The following is a 20,893-nucleotide window of genomic DNA, read 5'->3' on the forward strand; positions in this document are numbered from 1 at the left end:
TACATTTTACACACTTTCAAGGTAAATGATGTCAAAATAAATGTAAACGGTTACTTTGATGCATGAGTTAAGAGAGCGATGGGAAATACTAGCTAGTGGAGGTGGCTTAAATGGAAAAACAAACAGAACTTGAACAAAATCAACATCCTGAACAAATGTCTTATGGAGCGAAGGTTGCCTTAATTGGATTATTTGGTGGGCTGATCTGGTCTCTTATTGGTTATTTGGCATTTTATTTTAAGTTTATTCGAGTCGGCCCTGCACTCATTTTAATGCCATGGGCTTTAGGTGATTGGAAAACAACATACATTGGTCAATTAGTCGGTATTGCAGTGATTTCATTATTGTCTATTGGTATTGCTTTCTTCTATAGAATGCTTATGCAAAAAATTCACATCATATGGGCTGGGATTGGCTTTGGCTTCGTCTTATGGATATTAGTATTTTATGTCATAAATCCGTTTATTCCTGGGCTAAAGGCAGTCCAAAATCTAGATTTAAACACAATTATTACTTCCCTTTGTTTATATGTCCTTTACGGTCTCTTTATTGGTTACTCGATCTCGTACGAGTATGCTGAGCAACATCGAAAATCGGCATCGTAACTTGTTGACCGAAATGGAACTGACCTCGTTTCTCAATAGCCCTAACTATGATACAATGGTCATGGAATAATTAACCTTATAATTGTTAAGAAAAAGCTGGACAATAGCTTCACTTAGCAACCACTTGTATATAGTTAAAGTGACCGATGGGAGAGGGTGAAGAGTTGAGAGAGATCTATGTTATAAATGGTCCAAACCTTAATCGGCTGGGCCTTCGTGAACCTGGTGTTTATGGAAAAGAAACACTTTCCGATTTAGAATTCATGCTTCATCAGGAAGCACAAAAGCTAGGTGTGAACGTTAACTGTTTACAATCGAATCATGAAGGTGAAATTATTGATTGGATTCATGAGTCGGCGGAAAAAGCAACAGGAATTATTATTAACCCAGGGGCATTTACTCATTATAGCTATGGCATTCGTGATGCGATTGCAAGCATTTCAATCCCAGTTATTGAAGTTCATATATCTAATGTTCATGCTAGGGAAGCTTTTCGCCATACGTCTGTTACTGCACCTGTAACGAAAGGACAAATCGTAGGGCTAGGGTTTACTGGTTACAAGCTAGCATTAGCTGCATTGATTGAGGGAGGAGAGGAGTAAATGAACCGATTAGAGGCAATAAGATCTCAGTTTTCAGCACACAAGGTTGATGGAATGCTCGTAACAAGTATGTACAACAGACGCTATCTTTCTCATTTTACCGGAACTGCAGGTGTACTTTTAATCTCTGCAAAAGAAGCACTGTTAATTACAGACTTCCGTTATGTGGAACAAGCGAAGGAACAAGCTCCGGACTTTACCATTGTTCAACATACGAGTCCAATTTTTGCAGAGGTTGCAAAGCAAGCCGAACGATTAGGCTTAAAAAATGTTGGATTCGAGCAGTCCCAAATTACATACGAAGCTCATCAGCTCTATTCAAAATTTATTCAATCTAAGTTAATACCGGTTTCAGGAATGGTTGAGAAGCTTAGACTGGTAAAAGATGCAGGAGAAATTAACCTCATCCAAGATGCTGCTGATATTGCTGATGCTGCTTTCTCACATATCATTCAATATATTCGCCCGGGTAAGACAGAGCTTGAGGTATCAAATGAACTTGAATTCTTTATGAGAAAGCAAGGGGCCACAAGCTCTTCTTTTGATATCATCGTTGCTTCAGGCTATCGTTCCGCCCTTCCACACGGCGTGGCAAGCGATAAGCAAATTAAGTCGGGCGAGCTTGTTACGTTAGACTTTGGTGCGTATTACAAAGGGTATTGCTCGGATATTACGAGAACCATTGCAGTAGGTCAAATAAGTGATGAGTTATCGGAAATATATCATACGGTATTAGAAGCCCAGATTCGTGGAATGAGAGGGATTAAGGCGGGAATCACTGGTAAGGAAGCTGATGCTCTTACAAGAGATTATATTAAAGAAAAAGGCTACGGTGATTATTTTGGTCATTCAACAGGTCACGGGCTAGGAATGGAAGTGCACGAGGGTCCCACTTTATCGATGAAAACGGATACGGTCCTAGAACCAGGGATGATTGTTACGGTTGAGCCAGGGATTTATATTGCTGGTGTAGGTGGAACTCGGATAGAAGATGATACTTTAATCACAAAAGATGGGAATCGATCTTTTACCAAATCAACGAAGGAACTCGTGACCATCGCTGACTAAAAACTAGTGGAGAAACTTGGTTCAAACTGGTATAGTAAGGAATGTGATTGAATGTCCAGTAGCTGGATGGAAAGATGGAGGCAGATAAAACATGATTTCAGTAAATGATTTTAAAACAGGTTTAACAATTGAAGTTGATAACGGAATTTGGCAAGTTATGGACTTCCAACACGTAAAGCCAGGAAAAGGAGCAGCGTTCGTACGTTCAAAGCTTCGTAATCTACGCACAGGTTCAGTTCAAGAGAAAACGTTCCGTGCAGGAGAAAAAGTAGCGAAAGCACATATTGAGAACCGTCGCATGGCTTATTTATATGAGAGTGGTGGCATGCATACGTTCATGGATAACGAAACGTTTGACCAATTAGAGCTTTCAACTGACCAAATCAAACACGAACTTCAATTCTTAAAAGAAAACATGGTCGTTCAAATCATGACCTACCAAGGTGAGACGTTAGGAGTAGAGGTTCCAAACACGGTTGAACTAGAAGTAACAGAAACAGAGCCAGGTATTAAAGGAGATACAGCGTCTGGTGGAACAAAGCCAGCAACACTTGAAACAGGATTTACGGTTCAAGTTCCGTTTTTTATTAATCAAGGTGATGTTTTAATTATTGATACACGTAGTGGCGATTACGTCTCTCGTGCTTAATACGATTTTAACTAAAAAGACGAGTTTGTTCTTAATTTAAAAGAACAAGCTCGTCTTTTTTTGTTCTGAACTCGTCCCCTCCTTCATAAGGTTTTATAAAGCGAGTGACAGTTACTCGTTAGTCGTTCCATAAATAAACCTAGAGGTGGGAGTATGAAAACGTGGTTTGTCACAATTGAAGCAGCGCTACTTGTAATGGTTGGGTTACGAGTTGTTTCTGGATTAATAGAGTTAACTGCAGCTGGACTAATGCTGCGTCTAAATAGTGTAGAAAAGGCTGTAGGGATTAATGCCTTATTAGCCATTATTGGACCAACCGTCTTAGTAACGTCAATTGCCATTGGGTTAGTCGGAATGTCAGACCGGCTATCTGTGACAAAGCTAGTCCTCATTGGAGCGGGTGTTGTGCTTATTTTAATTGGAATTCGAAAATAGGAGGGGGTAGCAATGTTGAGAGAGGTATTACCTGTCTTGCCTGATCGCATTCAATATTTGTTAAGAGAATTGCCTTCTCCTGTGAGCGAAGGGATTGAAGAAATTCGCCTTCGCGTTGGAAGGCCGCTGGAAGTGATAGCAGCGGGGAAGCCGCATTACCCTCAACATGCAGACGGGTATTATGTTGTAAAGCCTGAGGACGGTCAATTTATATTGAATCAGTTAAGCCAATATTCTTTGTATGCTTTTGAAGAAGAGCTTCGTCGAGGATTTATTACGATCCAAGGCGGTCATCGGGTCGGCTTGGCTGGTAAGGTCGTTTTAGATAAAGGACAAGTCAAGACTCTTCGCGATATTAGTTCATACAATATTCGGATTGCAAGACAAACAATTGGAGTTGCTGAAAAAATCCTTTCTCAACTTTACGAAGGAAGGTGGTTTAACACGCTTTTTGTTGGACCACCACAGTCAGGGAAAACGACATTGTTACGTGACGTTGCACGCGTAATAAGTGAAGGGGTTCCTAAAAGGGGCATTTCTCCTTTAAAAGTGGGGATTGTCGATGAGCGCTCAGAAATTGCTGCGAGTATAAAAGGAGTACCGCAGCATCAGTTAGGAAAACGAGTCGATGTGCTAGATGGATGTCCAAAGGCTGAAGGGATGATGATGCTGATTCGTTCAATGAGTCCAGATGTATTAGTTGTTGATGAAATCGGCCGTGAGGAAGATTGTTTAGCAGTACAGGAAGCGATACATGCAGGTGTCATTGTTGTAACGACAGCACATGGTTACTCTTTCGAAGATATTACGAATAGACCAGCACTCCGATCATTGTTTGAAATGCATGCCTTTGAGCGCTGTGTGGAGCTCACGCGCTCAGGTAGACCGGGGGTCGTTAAACGAATTCGTCATTTGAAAAATGTGGTGAAAATACAATGAAAATATTCGGAGCAATCATCATTCTTTTAACAACGACCTGGGTTGGCTTTGAATTTGCAAAGCGATTAAGTGACAGACCAAGACAGATTAGACAGCTTAAAGTTGCGATTCAATCATTAGAGGCGGAAATTCTCTACGGGCTCACACCTTTAGCGGAAGCAAGCCGAAATCTAGCTAAACAAATGCCAAAGCCGATTTCCTATTTTTTTGAGCATTTTTCTTATCGATTAGTAAATAAAGAGGAAACAGCCCACCAAGCATGGGAAAAAAGTCTAGATGAAACATGGAGTCACACGGCTTTGTTACAAAATGAACGAGAAGTGATGAGTCAATTCGGCGCAACTCTTGGACAACAGGATCGAGAGCAACAGCAAAAACAAATAAAATTAACCCTGTCTCATTTACAAAGAGAAGAGGGAGAAGCGCGTGACCAACAGATTCGTTATGAACGAATGATAAAGAGTCTTGGCTTTTTAACAGGGTTACTAATTATTGTTTTAATGATGTAAGACTTAATGGGAGGGGGAGAGGTCGTGGTGTATGATGTGAACACAATCTTTCAAATAGCCGGTATCGGTATTGTTGTTGCCATGATTCATACTGTTTTAAAGCAAATGGGCAAGGAGGATTGGGCTCATTGGGTGACACTTATTGGGTTTGTGGTCGTTCTCTATATGGTTGCGACCATCATCGATGACTTATTTCAAAAAATTAAAGGAGTGTTTCTGTTCCAAGGGTAAAGGGGGTGTGTTGCGATTGACATTATACAAATAGTAGGGTTAGGACTAATCGCAACCTTCCTAGCTCTCGTTGTTAAAGAACAAAAGCCAATTTTCGCATTTTTGTTAACGGTTTTTGTCGGTATTCTCATCTTTCTATTTCTCATAGATGAAATCGCAAAAATCATTCAAATGCTAGAGAAGATTGCCAAAAGTGCAAACATGAACATGATGTATTTACAAACCATCTTAAAAATTATAGGGATTGCCTACATAGCGGAATTCGGCGCGCAAATTGCAAAGGATGCTGGACAAGCAGCTATTGCTTCAAAAATTGAGCTTGCTGGTAAGGTGCTGATCCTCGTTTTAGCGATACCGATTTTAACGGCAGTTATTGAAATGGTCTTATCATTACTACCAAATTAACGTACAAGCTTAGTGGAAGGGAGGGTGACTTGTGTGGAAAGGGTGGATATTCATATTAATAGCCGTTAACTTATTAGTTTTCATGCCTTCTGCCTCAGCAGAGGAGGACAGGCCTTCAGATGAAGACTTTGTTGAGAGGCAAATAGAGCAATTAAAATTAGATGAAATTCGATCGTATTGGGAAAAGGTTTCAACCGAATATGGGGGTTTCCTCCCAGAGAGTCAAAAAGGTTCCTTCATGGAATTTGTTAAAGGAGATAAAACCTTCTCGTTTAAAGAATGGGCGCTTGGATTTGTTCGCTTTTTATTACATGAGTTATTAGTTAACGGAAAATTATTAGGAATGCTTATTCTATTAACTGTTTTCTGTATGATTCTCCAATCATTGCAAAATGCGTTTGAACAGCACACGATTAGTAAGGTTGCTTATGCGATAACCTACATGGTTTTAATGATTATTGCTTTAAATAGTTTTCATGTAGCGATTAGCTATGCCCAAGAGGCAGTAAGTAACATGATCCACTTTATGATTGCCCTTCTACCACTATTGCTAGGGTTAATGGCGGCAATTGGTAATGTTACATCTGCAACACTATTCCACCCATTAATTATTTTTCTAGTCAATACAAGCGGATTATTAATCCAAAATTTTGTTTTACCACTTTTATTTTTATCAACGGTTTTAAGTATTGTGAGTACGCTGACGGATCACTATAAAGTAACCAAACTAGCAACGTTTTTAAGAAATATCGCGGTTGGAACATTAGGTGTTTTTCTAACTGTGTTTTTAGGTGTAATTTCTGTACAAGGTGCATCAACCGCTGTCGCTGATGGGATTACGGTAAGAACAGCTAAATTTATTGCAGGAAATTTCGTCCCAGTTATTGGGAGGATGTTTACTGATGCGGCAGATACGGTTATGAGTGCATCAGTTTTGCTTAAAAATACAGTTGGTATTGCTGGATTAGCGATTCTATTAATGCTATGTGCATTTCCAGCGTTAAAGGTTTTGTCATTAGCCATCATTTTCAATTTGTCGGCGGCTGTTCTACAACCGCTTGGTGGGGGTCCAATTATTGAATGCTTATCAATTATCGGCAAAGCTGTGATTTTTGTATTTGCTGCATTAGCAATCGTATGTCTTATGTTTTTTCTAGCGATCACGATAATGGTTGCAGCAGGTAACTTATCGTTTATGGTTCGATAGATGAAAGGAGGACGAGCATGGGATTTCTAACAGAATGGTTGACGAATATCATTTTATTAATTTTACTCGCGACGATTTTGGAACTAATGCTACCAAATTCAAATATGCAGCGCTACGTAAAAATGGTAGTAGGATTATTATTGCTTGTGATGATTTTACAGCCGCTGTTATCTATTTTTACGAAAGATGTGGATGAATGGCTGTTTTCTCTATCAAATCAGGTGGATAACGAAAAAAATTCAGTAGAAGAATCAATAAATTTGCAAAAAAGAGATATAGAGCTCGGACAGCTTGCATATATTTCAGAACAGGTGGCTGTCCAACTAGAGAGACAAGTGGAAGAGACGTTACGCGAGGAGTATTCCTTAGAAGTTGCTCGTATTGACGTGGAGGTTAGCGAGACTACTGAAGCACCAGTCGAGATGGAAGACCTCAAAACGATATACGTTGAAGTAACTGAGGTAAAGGAAGACGAATCAGAAGAGGAAATGCAAGAGCAAGTACGACCTGTTAGTACAGTAAGAATCGATACGTCTTCTCCACTTAAGACAAAAGAGACAGAGCAAACGATTGAGTTAAAGCCTGTCCAGCAATTTCTTTCGGAAAGTTGGCAAATTCCTACAGACACAATTTCGTTAGCATGGGAAGGAGGGAAAAGAGCAGAATGAATCAAGACGAACAGAAGGATCGTCAATGGCTGCAAAAGCTATTCCAAAAACAAGGAAGTGAAAAAAAACGAAGGTGGCCTCTTCATTACATTATGCTTCTCGGCTGTTTAGGGATTGCGCTCATGATTGTGGGGAACCTTCTGAACAATGAACCAGCAAACGAACAACCCTTACCCGTTTTTAACGAGAAGGATTCAGAAGATGAACCTGCTTTTGGACAAAAATCTTCCGCTGAACCAAATTCAATGGAGGACTATGAAAACCGATTTGAAAATCAACTTCGTGAAGCCTTAAACGAAATTGTTGGAATTTCCGATGTGACAATCATGATTAATTTGGCAGAAACCGAGCGAAATGTGTATGAAAAAAATACGAGTACAAAGAAACAAAACACAGATGAAACCGATCGAGAAGGTGGAAAAAGACAGGTTGAAGATGTTTCAGAAGATGAACAGCTTGTCATAATCCGTAGTGGTGATAAGGAAGAACCAGTTTTAATTAATAAGCAAAAACCTGATATCCGCGGAGTCCTTGTAGTAGCAAAAGGAGTAGAGAACGCCCAAGTAAAAGGGTGGGTTGTAGAAGCGGTTAGTAGAGTACTAGATGTACCATCCCATCGGGTCTCAGTAATGCCTAAGAAAACGAAGGAGGAATAGAAAATGGTCTTAAAGAAACAAACAGTTTGGTTATTAACAATGTTGAGTCTTATCTTTGTGTTATCGGTGTATTACGTTACCTCACCACAAGGGCCTAGTGATAATGTGGCATTTGTAGAAGACGGTGAAGTAGAAGGTTCTGAGGTTAATAGTGAAAACGTAACGGATGTTGTCAATGTAGCTGAAGAGTTCGACATGGATTTAGAGGAGGCTGAGTTCACGGAGACTGGTGTGATTTCAAGCACATCAACGAACGAAACGTTTGCAGCAATTCGTCTACAATTAGAAGAGTCTCGCAGTAGAATGGCTGAGGAATATACAAAAGTAATGGGTTCTTCTGATTCACCAGCTGATTTAGTAGTAGAAGCTCATGACAAAAAAATTGCATTACAACGTCTAGCACAAAAGGAACAAACACTAGAAACATTAATTATGACAAAAGGTTATGAAGACGTACTCGTTATGGCTGAAGACAACGAAGTTCAAATCATTGTCCAAGCGGATGAATTATCAAAAGCAGAAACTGTGGAAATCATGAACATGGCCGCAGAACAACTAGGCCAAGGCATGCAAGTAAAAGTAGGCTACCACCCAACATCTAAATAAACCCGAAAAAAACAAAGGTCGTTTTTTGACCTTTGTTTTTTTCGGGTTAAGCACTGAGCGAAGCCGTTGCCTGTCTTAAAGTTTGGATGAGTGCCCTTTTCATCCAAACGCGCAGCGAGCGGAGCCAATGCCAAAAAATAGAAGGTTTTTGGAAGCCACTGAAAAACCCCTTGAAAGTCACGCTAGGAAGCAGCAATGGCTTCACACGTTGCTCGCCTGCTAAGAGAAACCCACTCATAGCAGGCTTTTAAAAAGATGGCAACGGCTCCGCACATTGCTTCGAGGAGGGCACTGAAAAAGGGAAAAGCACCCTTTTTCAGTGCCCACGGTTTTTGACCTTTGTTTTTTTCGGGTTAAGCATTGAGCGAAGCCGCTGCCAAAAAATAGAGGTATTTGTTGGCTGGGCAGCTGATAAACGAAGGTTATTATGAAAAAAATAGCAATGACTATGTAAACAAGGTGCATTGCAACTTTTGTCATGTTATAATACGACAATGTAACTTGAGAATGAGGGGCGATTAAACATGGAATGGACCGACTTAACAGAGGGAGCTAAGGCTGTTCTTGAACAAACACGGAATTTGAAGAATGATCATATTCAAATTGTTGAATTTGAAATTGGGTTTGAGCAACAATTTGAGTCTGGGGATGGCAGTACGTACACTGTCTCTATTCAAGAAGAAGATTACCAAAATTTAAAAAAGTTCACGCAAGAAAATGAATATGGAGATAAGTACCATATGGCACGAAACAAAAATATCGTTAAAATTATCTTGCTGGAAAATGGGAAGATTCCAGACAATTTATCGGAGTTTCCTGTATTTAGACAATATAAGAAAGACGCTCTAATAAAGGAAGAACATGAAAACGAAGTTGGAATAACGGAAGAATAAATTTTCATCCCTCCATTACTAACTTAATGGAGGTTTTTTTCTATTTAAAGCGAACTATTGATTATACCAAAATGGTTCTAATTTTCTCCCAAAGATCATTAAATGATAAGACAAGTATGTTAAATCATCATAAGGAGTGGGAGAAATGAGCGTTTGTTTTAGAGACTATATGTTATAATGTGAGGGTATAAATTGCAGAACTCGGTCTTTACGCATAACAGGATTGAGGGATGAGAATGAAGGAGTGTACATATTATGTTAAAAGTTCAAGAAATTAAAGAACTTATCCGTGCAATGGATCAATCCAGTTTAGATGAATTTAAATTTGAACAAGATGGTACTAAACTTGTATTAAGAAAAGAAAAAAATGAGGTACAAGCTATTCAAGTACCGACAGCTCCTGCTGTTACGGAAGTGCAAAAGCAAGCTTCGGTCCAACAGACTCCTGTTCAGGCAGTTGAAGAAACAAAAGCAGAACAAGCACAGGAGCAGGTTCAAGAGCAACCGTCTACAGCTAATTTACATACAATTACTTCTCCAATGGTAGGAACGTTTTATGCAGCGCCATCACCTGATGCTGAGCCTTATGTGAAAAAAGGGGACGAAGTTAACTCCGAAAGTGTCGTATGTATCATTGAGGCGATGAAATTAATGAATGAAATTGAGGCTGAGGTCAAAGGCAGAATCGTAGAAGTTTTAGCTGAAAATGGTGAGCTTGTCGAGTACGGACAACCTCTATTTGTAGTAGAACCGAGATAGCATAGGGGTGGAATAATCATGATAAAAAAATTATTAATTGCTAATAGGGGAGAAATTGCTGTACGAATTATTCGTGCTTGTCATGAGCTAGGGATCGAAACCGTTGCAGTATACTCAGAGGCAGATAAAGAGGCTTTACATGTTCGCATGGCAGATGAGGCGTATTGTATCGGTCCGACGGCTTCAAATAAAAGCTACCTTAACTTTACGAATATTATGAGTGTAGCAACACTAACAGAAGTAGACGCGATTCACCCAGGTTATGGATTTTTAGCTGAAAATGCTGATTTTGCTGAGATTTGTGCAGCTTGTAATATTATTTTTGTTGGTCCAAGTCCCCATGCTATTAACCGCATGGGAACAAAAGACGTAGCAAGGGATACGATGGCAGCCGCAGGAGTACCGATTGTTCCAGGTTCAGATGGGATTGTTGATACCCCTGAAGATGGTTTGAAAGTTGCTGAAGAAATTGGTTATCCTGTTATTATAAAAGCGACTGCAGGCGGAGGCGGAAAAGGTATACGTGTTGCACGTACCCCAGAAGAATTAGTGAAAGGGATGAACATTACACAACAAGAAGCTGCGACGGCTTTTGGGAACCCAGGTGTTTATCTTGAAAAATATATTGAGGATTTTCGTCATGTTGAAATCCAAGTCATTGCTGATAACCATGGCAATGTCGTCCACTTAGGTGAGCGTGATTGTAGTATTCAACGTCGCTTACAGAAATTATTAGAGGAGACACCGTCACCTGCTATTTCTGAAGCAAAGCGTGCAGAGATGGGAGAAGCAGCAGTTGCAGCCGCGAAAGCCGTAAATTACTCTGGAGCTGGTACAGTTGAATTTATTTTTGACCACAACACAGGGGAATTCTACTTCATGGAAATGAACACGAGAATCCAGGTTGAACATCCAGTAACTGAAATGGTAACCGGGATTGATTTAATTAAAGAACAGATTCATGTGGCTAACGGAAACAAGCTGTCATTTAGACAAGAGGATGTTGAATTTAGAGGCTGGTCGATTGAATGTAGAATTAACGCTGAAAGTCCAGCAAAGAACTTCATGCCTTCTCCTGGAAGAATTACGAGCTATTTAGCGCCTGGAGGCTTAGGGGTGAGAGTGGATTCTGCTGCTTACCCTGGGTATATGATTTCTCCCTTTTACGATTCGATGATCGCTAAAGTCATTACGTATGGGAATACTCGTGAAGAAGCCATTTCTCGTATGAAGCGGGCATTGTCTGAATTTGAGATTGAAGGTGTGGATACAACCATTCCATTTCATTTAAGGCTATTAAGTCACGAGACGTTTGTTTCTGGTGATTTTAATACGAAGTTTTTAGAAACATATGATGTTATGTCTGTGAGATTGAACAATCAATCATAAAACCGGAGGGATAGCCAATGAGTGAGAATCATATTTTAGAGCTAGATGATCAAAAGTCAGAGCTTGGAAAAGTAGAAATTTCTCCTGAAGTGATTGAAGTGATTGCTGGGATTGCGGCATCCGAAGTTGAAGGTGTTGCAACAATGCGTGGAAACTTTGCCTCAGGAGTGGCAGAAAAGCTAGGAAGAAAAAACCACGGTAAAGGTGTAAAAGTGGAATTAGCTGAAGATGGGATTACAGTTGATGTCTCTGTTATCATAACCTATGGTGTGTCTGTGCCAGTGGTTGCTAAGCTAATCCAATCGAATATCCAACAAGCACTTCAAACGATGACGGCAATTGAACTTCAAGCTGTCAATGTTCATGTTGTCGGTGTTCAGTTTGAAACTGCAGAATCAACGGAGATTATTGAAGAAGAAATGTAATATTGGGGTATAATAGAGACAGTCAAGGGATGAAATACTTGACTGTCTTTTTATATTTCGCGATAAGATTATGAGAAAAGTCGAGATTTTTCTGTTTTCGATAAAAGTGTTATGCTATTATCAACATATTAATTCTACATATTTGAATGACTAAAAAGGAGTATTGTTTACATGAACCGAAGATTAGCAAGATTACGCGCAGCGCAAGCTCTTTATCAGATGGATATAGCTGATACAGATGCTGAAACGGCTCTTCACAGTGTTCTAGATGATGAGGAAGTATCGAGTCCATTTTTACATGAACTAGTAGAAGGAACGGTTAAACATAAACCAGACTTAGATCGGATTATTTCAGCAAATTTACAAGGTTGGACCATTGATCGGATGGGACATGTTGACCGTGCGATTGCGAGAATGGCGTTATATGAGATGAAATTCATTGACGACATTCCAATGAATGTAACATTTAATGAAGCCATTGAGCTAGCAAAAGCGTTTGGGGGAGAAGAATCAGGGCGCTTTATAAATGGTGTTTTATCTAAATCAGTTGAAATGATTAATAAAGAAAAAAGCGAATAGAGGAGTGGAGAACTCATGACAGCGGAATTATTAAATGGAAAAGAACTAGCTGCAAAAAAAAGAGAAGAAATGAAAATTAAAGTAGCACAGTTGAAAGAAACAGGAGTTACGCCTGGACTAGCAGTTATTTTAGTTGGGGATAATCAAGCATCACTTACGTATGTACGTTCAAAGCAAAAGGCTTGTGAGCAAATCGGGATCCATTCTGTACTTGTTGAATTGCCTGAAGAAACGTCAGAAGATAAATTATTAGCAGAAATTGATCGTTTAAACGATGATCCTTCCATCGATGGAATTTTAGTTCAATTACCATTACCTAAGCAAATAACAGAGCAGGCGGTAATTGAACGAATCCATCCAAGCAAGGATGTAGATGGTTTTCATCCAATTAGTATTGGGAAAATGATGACAGGCGAAGAAACATTTCTCCCTTGTACACCTTATGGAATTGTTGAAATGCTGAAAGAAGCAAATATTGAGCTTGAAGGGAAGCATGTAGTCGTAGTCGGTCGAAGTAATATTGTCGGTAAGCCGGTAGGACAGCTTCTTTTAAATGAAAATGCTACTGTTACATACTGTCATTCACGTACAAAGAATTTAGAAGAAATGACAAAGCAAGCAGATATTTTAATTGCAGCAGTTGGTGTTACAAAAATGATTAAAGAAAAGCATGTTAAGCCAGGGGCTGTTGTTATTGATGTAGGGATTAATCGTGAAAACGGAAAACTGTGTGGAGATGTAGACTTTGAAGAAGTGAAAGAAGTAGCATCTCATCTTACACCAGTACCTGGTGGTGTCGGACCAATGACCATTACGATGTTGCTTGAAAATACAATTCAGTCTGCAGAACGTCGAGCTTAGGAGTAGCAATGGCTACAGAGAATATCCTAACTGTTTCTGAAGTTACTCGCCATATTAAAGGACTATTAGAAGATGATTACCTCTTACAGGATGTTTGGTTAAGGGGAGAATTGTCTAACTTTAAGCATCATAGTCGGGGACATATGTATTTTACCGTTAAGGACCAAAATTCTCGTCTTCAGTCTGTAATGTTTGCAGGAAATAATCGTTTTCTGCGTTTTAAGCCTGAGGATGGGATGAAGGTACTCATACGAGGTGAAATCAATGTGTACGAGCCGTATGGTCAGTATCAGTTGTATGTAAAGGAAATGCAGCCTGATGGTGTTGGAAGCTTATACTTAGCCTATGAAAGATTGAAAGCATCCCTTGAGCAAGAGGGGTTATTTGCTGATGCGAGAAAAAAGGCAATTCCTAGGTTTCCAAGAAGAGTTGCTATCATTACCTCTCCAACAGGAGCTGCGATACGAGATATGATGACCACGATTAAACGTCGATGCCCGATCGTTCACGTTACGCTTTTACCTGTCCTTGTACAAGGGGACGAAGCTCCACTTTCCATTAAACAAGCTATCGAGCAAGCTAATTTAACTAATTGGTTTGATGTTATCATTGTTGGGAGAGGTGGCGGTTCGATTGAGGAGCTCTGGGCCTTTAATGATGAACAGGTTGCCCGTGCAATTGCACAGTCCAGTGTTCCGATTATATCTGCTGTTGGGCATGAAACAGACTTTACAATAAGTGATTTTGTAGCTGATTTACGAGCACCAACACCGACCGGCGCAGCAGAATTGGCTGTACCTGATTTGGACACGTTACAGCAACAAGTCTCCTCACTACGAAAGCGTTTAGTAAGAACGGTAAAAGGTCAAGTGGACGATCATAAACGTCAGTTAAATCGTTATCAACGTTCATATGCATTCCGCTATCCGGAGCAACTAGTTCAACAGAAAGAGCAACAGCTTGACGGATATATTGACCAGTTAAAGAAATCGGCATCTCGCCTTATCTCTGAGCAAAGACGTTCCTACTTTGATCTTGATAAAGGATTACAGCGCAACCACCCTAAGCTCCAAGTGAAGCAAGCAGGGGAACGGGTACAGAACCTACATCAGGAGCTACAAAGACGAATGCATGAGCAACTTCAAGCAAAGAAAACACCGTTTCAGAGGTTAATAGGAGAGTTGAATTTATTAAGCCCACTCCGTATTATGGAACGAGGATACAGCTTAGCGTATGAGGAAGGGTCAAATAACATCATTAAATCAACTGAGCAAGTTGAAGTTGGTTCTAATATAACATTAAGGGTTCATAATGGAGAACTCGCTTGTCAAGTTAAACAAAAACGGACACTTCATGAACAATAGGGAATTGGCTTATCGGATAATAGGATTGCTAGGGGGATAGATATGTCGGAGAGAAAAGAAGAACTTACGTTTGAAGAAGCAATGGAAAAGTTGGAAGAGGTCGTCGAACAGCTAGAAAAAGGGGATGTAGCTTTAGAAAAAGCAATTTCAATGTTTCAGGAAGGGATGGCCCTTTCCAAACAGTGTCATGAAAAATTAGTTAAAGTTGAAAAGCAGATGGATCAAATCCTTCATGCAGATGGCGAAATTGAAGAAGTTCGCTTGATGGAGGACGAGGAAGAGTGAATCAAGAACTTAAGGACTTTTTACAACAACAAAAGGACATCATTGAAGACAAATTACCTCAACATATTCAAAAACTACAGGCTCCACAATCCTTAAAGGACGCAATGATTTATTCATTACAGGCTGGTGGAAAACGAATTCGACCGGTACTTTTACTTGCAACGTTGCGTAGTTTTGGTAAAAGTCTTGAATATGGTATCGACATCGCCTGTGCAATTGAGATGATTCATACCTATTCGTTAATTCATGATGATTTACCTGCAATGGATGATGACGATTTACGACGTGGTAAGCCAACAAACCATAAAGTATTCGGGGAAGCTGTCGCAATATTAGCTGGCGATGCACTTCTAACGTATAGCTTTGAATTAATCGCATCTTTGCAAACAAGTCCACCTCATATCCAACTACTTCTTATCCGGGAATTAGCTAAAGCAGCCGGGCCAGAGGGAATGGTTGGTGGACAAGTTGCAGATTTAGAAGGGGAAAATAAAACGTTAGAGCTAGAAGATTTAGCATATATTCACCATCATAAAACCGGGGATCTTTTAGCTTTTTCCGTTATTGCTGGTGCAATTTTAGCTGGTGCTGAGGTAGAAGAAGTAGAAAACCTTCGTAAATTTGCGAGAGAACTTGGCCTTCTTTTTCAAATTAAGGATGATATTCTTGACGTAGAGGGCGATGTTCAAACAATTGGTAAACCAGTTGGAAGCGACGACGGAAACAATAAGAGTACATATGTAAGCTTATTAGGAATTGAAGAAGCAAAAACTTTGTTAACTATGCATACTTTAAAAGCAAAAGAATATCTATATGGTGTAAATATGGACCATGCGTTTCTTGATTCTTTAACAGAGTACATTGTTCATCGTGATCATTAAGGCGAGTATCTAATTGTCCATTCTTGAATTGAGCTTATGATCTCCGTATGCTATAATAGCGATACATGAGAGTGGTGCAGTATTCTAGTCAGTTCTCCCTTCTTGAAGGCGGGGCTAAAAATCCGCCAAAGGGCACATCGATGAAGCTCCTTGTTTTGGCTTGAGGCGCCCAGCCTTGGGTCTAAGCTGGGAGAAAAGGTAGAAGGGCGATCCGCAAAGGCATGTGGGCGATGACCCTTCTACTGTGGAGGCCTTCTACTCGGTCCATACGTGTGTATGGCTCAAGAGTAGAGGGTATGAACCTGCAAAGGCAATCTAGGGAGGTTGTCTGCAGCGTAGCCTGCCTTGAGTGGAGATAGAGGGGATGATGGGCAAATGGTGCGTCTTTTGTCGGCCAACAAGAGGGGCAACTTACCATCTGAAATCTACTCTGCAAAAGAGGATAAAAGAAGGGCACGGAACTGCTGAGGAAATCTCCTAGACTGTTCAACTGACATTTAAAGAGGATTACAGTGTAGACTAAGTGGTAATTCAGTCTGACGTTTGGCGACAGCGTCAAACTCAGCGTAAAGGGAAACCGCCTTTGCGGCGACGCAATGGTGCTGAGTTGGGAAAGCCTACTGGACCTAAGCTACAGAGTTTACTCTTTAAATGACCACTCCACCACATAGACATTGATAAAGGTAATAGAGGAGAGAAAATGAAACCTCTTTTGAAATCTATACATTGGAGTTTGGGAATTGCCGTTATCACACTCGTGTTAGCGGCTATTTTTTCAATTTTTTCCACTTTTTTATTAAGTGGTGTGACGTGGGCTGTCGGAATGTTCATCGTCCTTGTCATTGTTTTGATTGGTGTTATTTTTGATACAATTGGGATTGCCGCAACAGCAGCAAATGAAAAGCCATTTCATGCAATGGCGTCAGAGCGGCTAGTGGGAGCAAAGCACGCTGTATTAATTACAAGAAATGCAGATAAGTTTGCAAACTTTTGTAATGATGTGATTGGCGATATATCGGGTATTATTAGTGGGACCGCTTCGGCTTATGTTGTGATACAATTAGCTTTACAGCTTGGTTATTCAGAAACATCTGCACAGCAATTTGCGCTGTCAATTCTTTTTACGAGCGTAGTTGCCGCTCTAACTGTTGGAGGTAAGGCGATTGGAAAAACAGTGGCCATTCACTATGCAACAGCGATTATTTATCAAGTAGGTAGATTGTTATACATTTTAGAGGTAAACTTAAAGATAAAAATATTTTCTTCAAATGGAAAAACAAAGAGGAAAGAGAATAAGACTCGAAAGTGAGGGTTTCTACGTGAAGCTAGAAGATTTAAAAAGCCCGAGCATGATCAAGCAATATTCAAAGAAAGAATTAGAAAGTCTTGCAGAAGACATTCGCACCTTTCTTATTGAAAAGCTCTCAGTTACAGGTGGTCACTTAGGGCCGAACTTAGGGGTTGTAGAATTAACTTTAGCCCTCCACCACATATTTGATAGCCCAAAAGACAAATTTATATGGGACGTAGGCCATCAAGCGTATGTCCATAAAATTTTGACTGGACGAGCTGATCAGTTTGATAAGCTTCGTCAGTATAAAGGGCTGTGCGGCTTTCCAAAACGAAATGAAAGTGAGCATGATGTTTGGGAAACAGGGCACAGTTCAACTTCTTTATCTGCTGCAATGGGAATGGCTACTGCTAGAGATTTAAAGGGATCAGATGAGAATGTGGTTGCTATTATTGGTGATGGTGCCTTAACGGGTGGTATTGCTCTAGAAGCCCTCAATCACATCGGACATGAACAAAAGGATTTAATTGTCGTGTTAAATGACAACGAAATGTCGATCGCTCCAAATGTAGGTGCATTACATAATGTGTTGGGACGATTACGAACAGCTGGAAAATACAAAAAAGCGAAAGAAGAACTTGAACAGCTAATCAAAAAGATTCCTGCCTTTGGTGGGAAACTCGCAACGACAGCAGAACGTGTCAAGGATAGCTTGAAGTATTTACTAGTCTCAGGAATCTTTTTTGAAGAGCTAGGATTTACGTATTTAGGTCCAGTTGATGGACATGATCTAGACGATTTAAAGGAAAACTTAAAATATGCGAAGAAGACGAGCGGACCTGTCCTAATTCACGTATTAACGAAAAAAGGAAAAGGCTACGAGCCGGCTGAAAATGATGCAAAAGGAACCTGGCACGGACTAGGACCATACAAAATTGAATCTGGCGAAGTTGTAAGTAAGCCGGGACCACCTAGTTATAGTGGGGTATTTGCTGAAACATTGAAGAAAATCGCACGTGAGGATAAGCGAATTGTGGCGATTACGGCTGCGATGCCTGGAGGAACAAAGCTAGATGTGTTTGCTAAAGAGTTTCCTGAAAGAATGATTGATGTTGGAATTGCTGAACAGCATGCAACAACAATGGCTGGTGGTTTGGCAACACAAGGGTTAAAACCCGTATTTGCTGTGTATTCAACCTTCTTACAACGCGGCTATGACCAAGTGGTTCATGACATTTGCCGTCAAAACTTAAATGTCGTATTCGCAATTGATCGTGCTGGGCTAGTTGGAGCTGATGGTGAAACACACCAAGGGGTTTTTGATATAGCGTACCTTCGTCACATTCCGAATATGAAAATCTTAAATCCTAAAGATGAAAATGAACTACAGCATATGATTTATACTGCGACTTCATATGATGACGGTCCGATCGCTGTACGCTACCCACGTGGTAATGGCTATGGTGTTAAAATGGATGAGACACTTAAGCAGCTTCCGATTGGGAAATGGGAAACATTACAGGATGGACATGATGCCTGTATTCTAACTTTCAGTACGATGATTCCAGTGGCAGAAGAAGCCGTTCAGCAATTAAGTAATCACGGATTATCGGTTAAACTTGTAAACGCCAATTCTGTAAAACCACTTGATGAAGAATTACTTATTGAATTGGCTTCACAGAATATCCCAATTCTTACACTAGAGGAAGCAGCTCTTCAAGGTGGTTTTGGAAGTGCAGTATTAGAGTTTTATCATGATAAAGGCTTCCGTAATATCGAAGTAACTCGAATGGGTCTTCCTGATTACTTTATCGAACATGGTAGTGTCCCTGAGTTATTAGAAGAGGTTGGCTTAACATCAGCGGGGGTAACGGAAAAATTACTTGAGCTTGTACCAAGAAAGAAACAAAGGGCGTAAACAATGGCAAAAAAAGAAAGAGTCGATGTTTTACTTGTCGAGCGAGGATTGACAGAAACAAGGGAAAAAGCAAAGCGATCCATAATGGCTGGTTTGGTCTATTCTGACTCAGAACGAATTGATAAGCCTGGGATGAAAATTGATACGGAGGCCCCTTTAAGTGTAAAAGGTGACGTATTGCCTTATGTAAGTCGAGGGGGGCTGAAGCTTGAGAAAGCAATTGAAGTATTCCAGCTATCATTACAAGATAAAGTTGTATTAGATATCGGCGCTTCAACGGGTGGCTTTACAGATTGTTCTTTACAAAATGGGGCAAAAGCTGTTTATGCGTTAGATGTGGGTTATAATCAACTTGCTTGGAAACTTCGCCAAGATGAACGTGTCATCGTTATGGAGCGGACAAATTTTCGTTATGTAAAGCCTGAGGATTTAGTTAAAGGACTTCCTCATTTTGCGACAATTGATGTTTCGTTTATCTCCTTAAAAATAATATTACCTGTATTAAGAACGATTCTTTTACAGGGAGGAGACGTCGTTGCACTCGTGAAACCGCAATTTGAAGCAGGACGGGAACAAGTTGGGAAAAAGGGGATTGTTAGAGAGCCATCAGTCCATGAACAGGTTCTTGAATCTATGGTCACTTTTGCTGTGAATGAAGGGTTCGATGTTAGTGGTATCGACTATTCTCCTATAAAAGGCGGAGAGGGTAATATTGAATTTTTACTTCATCTTCATAAAGCGGAAGTAGAACAAGGAATGATCAAAACAAACCAAACGATAAAAGGTGTCGTTCATTCTGCTCATGAGCAATTAAAAGCAAAAGCTGAGTAACACCTTTCTCATAGCTAAAAAAGTGGAGGCTGAGGCACCGTTTCTTATGATACATGAGTCTCCATCTTATCGTTCAACTACCGGCGAAGGTGTTTTGCCTATAAAACCGCTTATCGTAAGGCTTTAAAAGCTGTAGGACTTTGCATATTGGGGGTGTCACAAAAAGGTAAAATACAACCCTTTTGGTGACACCCCCTTTTTGTAATACGATTAACAGGAGCGATGAATAAAAACATGTATACATTAAAGGAATGCTATAATGATTTCCATTCATCATTTGCATAAATATAAGTGTGTATGTATTGAATTACATCTCGTTTCAGGAGATAATATAGATAAGACTAAATAAAAGATAGGTGATCCGATTGAATAAAGGTCAGCGTCATATAAAAATAAGAGAAATTATCGCTAATCATGAGGTGGAAACACAGGATGACCTCGTTGAACAGTTAAAACGTGCAGGATATAATATCACTCAGGCTACTGTCTCACGTGACATTAAAGAGCTACACCTTGTTAAGGTTCCGATGATTGACGGGAGATACAAATATAGTTTGCCAGCTGATCAACGATTTAATCCTCTCCAAAAACTTAAACGAGCATTGATGGATAGTTTTGTCAGCATTGATCGTTCAGAAAATTTAATTGTCATGAAAACATTGCCTGGAAATGCCAATGCGATTGGTGCCTTAATTGACAACCTTGATTGGGAAGAAATTATGGGAACAATTTGTGGAGACGATACGATTTTAATTATTTGCAAAAAGAAGGAAGATACTCCTGAGATAACGGAACGATTTTTAGACATGCTTTAAGTATGTTCATTCCCAGATAGAT

At 40.0% G+C, this 20,893-nt stretch carries 26 protein-coding genes; all 26 read left to right on the plus strand.

Features of this window, described 5'->3' with window-relative positions:
• The first annotated feature begins 110 nt into the window (after positions 1 to 110).
• The gene (locus B1R93_RS14565) at positions 111 to 605 is read left to right on the plus strand and encodes a YqhR family membrane protein (protein WP_088104713.1); all 495 of its coding nucleotides are present in this window, start codon (positions 111 to 113) and stop codon (positions 603 to 605) included.
• Positions 606 to 769: 164 nt separating this feature from the next.
• Positions 770 to 1,207, plus strand: a complete 438-nt coding sequence (gene aroQ / locus B1R93_RS14570; RefSeq protein ID WP_088105643.1) for a type II 3-dehydroquinate dehydratase — start codon at positions 770 to 772, stop codon at positions 1,205 to 1,207.
• The gene (locus tag B1R93_RS14575; RefSeq protein ID WP_088104714.1) at positions 1,208 to 2,275 is read left to right on the plus strand and encodes a M24 family metallopeptidase; all 1,068 of its coding nucleotides are present in this window, start codon (positions 1,208 to 1,210) and stop codon (positions 2,273 to 2,275) included.
• Positions 2,276 to 2,366: 91 nt separating this feature from the next.
• Positions 2,367 to 2,924 (plus strand): elongation factor P, encoded by a 558-nt coding sequence (gene efp / locus B1R93_RS14580; protein WP_088104715.1) that lies wholly within the window; start codon positions 2,367 to 2,369, stop codon positions 2,922 to 2,924.
• A gap of 153 nt (positions 2,925 to 3,077) precedes the next feature.
• Positions 3,078 to 3,359: a YqhV family protein gene (locus B1R93_RS14585; protein ID WP_088104716.1), complete on the plus strand. Its 282-nt coding sequence runs from the start codon at positions 3,078 to 3,080 to the stop codon at positions 3,357 to 3,359.
• A 12-nt stretch (positions 3,360 to 3,371) separates the two neighbouring features.
• Positions 3,372 to 4,298, plus strand: coding sequence for a stage III sporulation protein AA (gene spoIIIAA / locus B1R93_RS14590; protein WP_207634167.1), 927 nt, complete (start codon positions 3,372 to 3,374; stop codon positions 4,296 to 4,298).
• A complete protein-coding gene (gene spoIIIAB, locus B1R93_RS14595; protein ID WP_088104717.1) occupies positions 4,295 to 4,807 on the plus strand; it encodes a stage III sporulation protein SpoIIIAB in 513 nt (170 codons plus the stop codon). The genes spoIIIAA and spoIIIAB overlap by 4 nt, the downstream gene beginning before the upstream one ends.
• 24 nt (positions 4,808 to 4,831) lie before the next feature.
• Positions 4,832 to 5,038 (plus strand): stage III sporulation protein AC, encoded by a 207-nt coding sequence (gene spoIIIAC, locus B1R93_RS14600; protein ID WP_088104718.1) that lies wholly within the window; start codon positions 4,832 to 4,834, stop codon positions 5,036 to 5,038.
• Positions 5,039 to 5,053: 15 nt separating this feature from the next.
• On the plus strand, positions 5,054 to 5,443 hold the full coding sequence (gene spoIIIAD, locus B1R93_RS14605; protein ID WP_088104719.1) for a stage III sporulation protein AD: 390 nt from the start codon (positions 5,054 to 5,056) through the stop codon (positions 5,441 to 5,443).
• Positions 5,444 to 5,474: 31 nt separating this feature from the next.
• Positions 5,475 to 6,650 (plus strand): stage III sporulation protein AE, encoded by a 1,176-nt coding sequence (gene spoIIIAE, locus B1R93_RS14610; RefSeq protein WP_425348964.1) that lies wholly within the window; start codon positions 5,475 to 5,477, stop codon positions 6,648 to 6,650.
• Positions 6,651 to 6,667: 17 nt separating this feature from the next.
• Positions 6,668 to 7,318: a stage III sporulation protein AF gene (spoIIIAF, locus tag B1R93_RS14615; protein ID WP_088104720.1), complete on the plus strand. Its 651-nt coding sequence runs from the start codon at positions 6,668 to 6,670 to the stop codon at positions 7,316 to 7,318.
• Positions 7,315 to 7,974 carry a stage III sporulation protein AG gene (gene spoIIIAG, locus B1R93_RS14620; RefSeq protein WP_088104721.1) on the plus strand — a complete coding sequence of 220 codons (660 nt, stop codon included), beginning with the start codon at positions 7,315 to 7,317 and terminating at the stop codon, positions 7,972 to 7,974. Before spoIIIAF ends, spoIIIAG begins: the two co-directional genes overlap by 4 nt.
• Positions 7,975 to 7,977: 3 nt before the next feature.
• Entirely contained in the window at positions 7,978 to 8,580 is a 603-nt protein-coding gene (locus tag B1R93_RS14625; protein WP_088104722.1) for a SpoIIIAH-like family protein, read from the plus strand.
• A gap of 524 nt (positions 8,581 to 9,104) precedes the next feature.
• Complete coding sequence (locus B1R93_RS14630; RefSeq protein ID WP_088104723.1) at positions 9,105 to 9,473, plus strand: hypothetical protein; 369 nt, start codon at positions 9,105 to 9,107, stop codon at positions 9,471 to 9,473.
• Positions 9,474 to 9,728: 255 nt separating this feature from the next.
• Entirely contained in the window at positions 9,729 to 10,232 is a 504-nt protein-coding gene (gene accB / locus B1R93_RS14635) for an acetyl-CoA carboxylase biotin carboxyl carrier protein (RefSeq protein WP_088104724.1), read from the plus strand.
• 18 nt (positions 10,233 to 10,250) lie between these two features.
• Positions 10,251 to 11,621, plus strand: a complete 1,371-nt coding sequence (accC, locus tag B1R93_RS14640) for an acetyl-CoA carboxylase biotin carboxylase subunit (protein ID WP_088104725.1) — start codon at positions 10,251 to 10,253, stop codon at positions 11,619 to 11,621.
• Positions 11,622 to 11,638: 17 nt separating this feature from the next.
• Positions 11,639 to 12,046, plus strand: a complete 408-nt coding sequence (locus B1R93_RS14645) for an Asp23/Gls24 family envelope stress response protein (protein WP_088104726.1) — start codon at positions 11,639 to 11,641, stop codon at positions 12,044 to 12,046.
• Between the two features lie 171 nt (positions 12,047 to 12,217).
• Positions 12,218 to 12,625 carry a transcription antitermination factor NusB gene (nusB, locus tag B1R93_RS14650; RefSeq protein WP_088104727.1) on the plus strand — a complete coding sequence of 136 codons (408 nt, stop codon included), beginning with the start codon at positions 12,218 to 12,220 and terminating at the stop codon, positions 12,623 to 12,625.
• 15 nt (positions 12,626 to 12,640) lie between these two features.
• Positions 12,641 to 13,486, plus strand: a complete 846-nt coding sequence (folD, locus tag B1R93_RS14655; protein WP_088104728.1) for a bifunctional methylenetetrahydrofolate dehydrogenase/methenyltetrahydrofolate cyclohydrolase FolD — start codon at positions 12,641 to 12,643, stop codon at positions 13,484 to 13,486.
• 8 nt (positions 13,487 to 13,494) lie between these two features.
• Complete coding sequence (gene xseA / locus B1R93_RS14660) at positions 13,495 to 14,850, plus strand: exodeoxyribonuclease VII large subunit (protein WP_088104729.1); 1,356 nt, start codon at positions 13,495 to 13,497, stop codon at positions 14,848 to 14,850.
• Between the two features lie 42 nt (positions 14,851 to 14,892).
• A complete protein-coding gene (gene xseB, locus B1R93_RS14665; protein ID WP_088104730.1) occupies positions 14,893 to 15,135 on the plus strand; it encodes an exodeoxyribonuclease VII small subunit in 243 nt (80 codons plus the stop codon).
• The gene (locus B1R93_RS14670) at positions 15,132 to 16,016 is read left to right on the plus strand and encodes a polyprenyl synthetase family protein (protein ID WP_088104731.1); all 885 of its coding nucleotides are present in this window, start codon (positions 15,132 to 15,134) and stop codon (positions 16,014 to 16,016) included. The genes xseB and B1R93_RS14670 overlap by 4 nt, the downstream gene beginning before the upstream one ends.
• A gap of 700 nt (positions 16,017 to 16,716) precedes the next feature.
• Entirely contained in the window at positions 16,717 to 17,325 is a 609-nt protein-coding gene (locus B1R93_RS14675; RefSeq protein WP_088104732.1) for a hypothetical protein, read from the plus strand.
• Positions 17,326 to 17,335: 10 nt separating this feature from the next.
• Positions 17,336 to 19,225, plus strand: coding sequence for a 1-deoxy-D-xylulose-5-phosphate synthase (gene dxs, locus B1R93_RS14680; RefSeq protein WP_088104733.1), 1,890 nt, complete (start codon positions 17,336 to 17,338; stop codon positions 19,223 to 19,225).
• 3 nt (positions 19,226 to 19,228) lie between these two features.
• A complete protein-coding gene (locus B1R93_RS14685) occupies positions 19,229 to 20,056 on the plus strand; it encodes a TlyA family RNA methyltransferase (RefSeq protein ID WP_088104734.1) in 828 nt (275 codons plus the stop codon).
• 365 nt (positions 20,057 to 20,421) lie between these two features.
• On the plus strand, positions 20,422 to 20,871 hold the full coding sequence (ahrC, locus tag B1R93_RS14690; protein WP_088104735.1) for a transcriptional regulator AhrC/ArgR: 450 nt from the start codon (positions 20,422 to 20,424) through the stop codon (positions 20,869 to 20,871).
• Positions 20,872 to 20,893: the final 22 nt, after the last annotated feature.

This window comes from Halalkalibacter urbisdiaboli (assembly GCF_002156385.1).
GTDB classification, from domain to species: domain Bacteria; phylum Bacillota; class Bacilli; order Bacillales; family Bacillaceae_D; genus Halalkalibacter_A; species Halalkalibacter_A urbisdiaboli.

Bases quoted from the DNA above. Each gene is read 5' to 3' on its own strand.
- B1R93_RS14565 (WP_088104713.1), top strand. From the start codon at position 111: ATGGAAAAACAAACAGAACTTGAACAAAATCAACATCCTGAACAAATG.
- B1R93_RS14575 (WP_088104714.1), top strand. From the start codon at position 1,208: ATGAACCGATTAGAGGCAATAAGATCTCAGTTTTCAGCACACAAGGTT.
- efp (WP_088104715.1), top strand. From the start codon at position 2,367: ATGATTTCAGTAAATGATTTTAAAACAGGTTTAACAATTGAAGTTGAT.
- B1R93_RS14585 (WP_088104716.1), top strand. From the start codon at position 3,078: ATGAAAACGTGGTTTGTCACAATTGAAGCAGCGCTACTTGTAATGGTT.
- spoIIIAA (WP_207634167.1), top strand. From the start codon at position 3,372: ATGTTGAGAGAGGTATTACCTGTCTTGCCTGATCGCATTCAATATTTG.
- spoIIIAB (WP_088104717.1), top strand. From the start codon at position 4,295: ATGAAAATATTCGGAGCAATCATCATTCTTTTAACAACGACCTGGGTT.
- spoIIIAF (WP_088104720.1), top strand. From the start codon at position 6,668: ATGGGATTTCTAACAGAATGGTTGACGAATATCATTTTATTAATTTTA.
- spoIIIAG (WP_088104721.1), top strand. From the start codon at position 7,315: ATGAATCAAGACGAACAGAAGGATCGTCAATGGCTGCAAAAGCTATTC.
- B1R93_RS14625 (WP_088104722.1), top strand. From the start codon at position 7,978: ATGGTCTTAAAGAAACAAACAGTTTGGTTATTAACAATGTTGAGTCTT.
- B1R93_RS14630 (WP_088104723.1), top strand. From the start codon at position 9,105: ATGGAATGGACCGACTTAACAGAGGGAGCTAAGGCTGTTCTTGAACAA.
- accB (WP_088104724.1), top strand. From the start codon at position 9,729: ATGTTAAAAGTTCAAGAAATTAAAGAACTTATCCGTGCAATGGATCAA.
- accC (WP_088104725.1), top strand. From the start codon at position 10,251: ATGATAAAAAAATTATTAATTGCTAATAGGGGAGAAATTGCTGTACGA.
- B1R93_RS14645 (WP_088104726.1), top strand. From the start codon at position 11,639: ATGAGTGAGAATCATATTTTAGAGCTAGATGATCAAAAGTCAGAGCTT.
- nusB (WP_088104727.1), top strand. From the start codon at position 12,218: ATGAACCGAAGATTAGCAAGATTACGCGCAGCGCAAGCTCTTTATCAG.
- folD (WP_088104728.1), top strand. From the start codon at position 12,641: ATGACAGCGGAATTATTAAATGGAAAAGAACTAGCTGCAAAAAAAAGA.
- xseA (WP_088104729.1), top strand. From the start codon at position 13,495: ATGGCTACAGAGAATATCCTAACTGTTTCTGAAGTTACTCGCCATATT.
- xseB (WP_088104730.1), top strand. From the start codon at position 14,893: ATGTCGGAGAGAAAAGAAGAACTTACGTTTGAAGAAGCAATGGAAAAG.
- B1R93_RS14675 (WP_088104732.1), top strand. From the start codon at position 16,717: ATGAAACCTCTTTTGAAATCTATACATTGGAGTTTGGGAATTGCCGTT.
- B1R93_RS14685 (WP_088104734.1), top strand. From the start codon at position 19,229: ATGGCAAAAAAAGAAAGAGTCGATGTTTTACTTGTCGAGCGAGGATTG.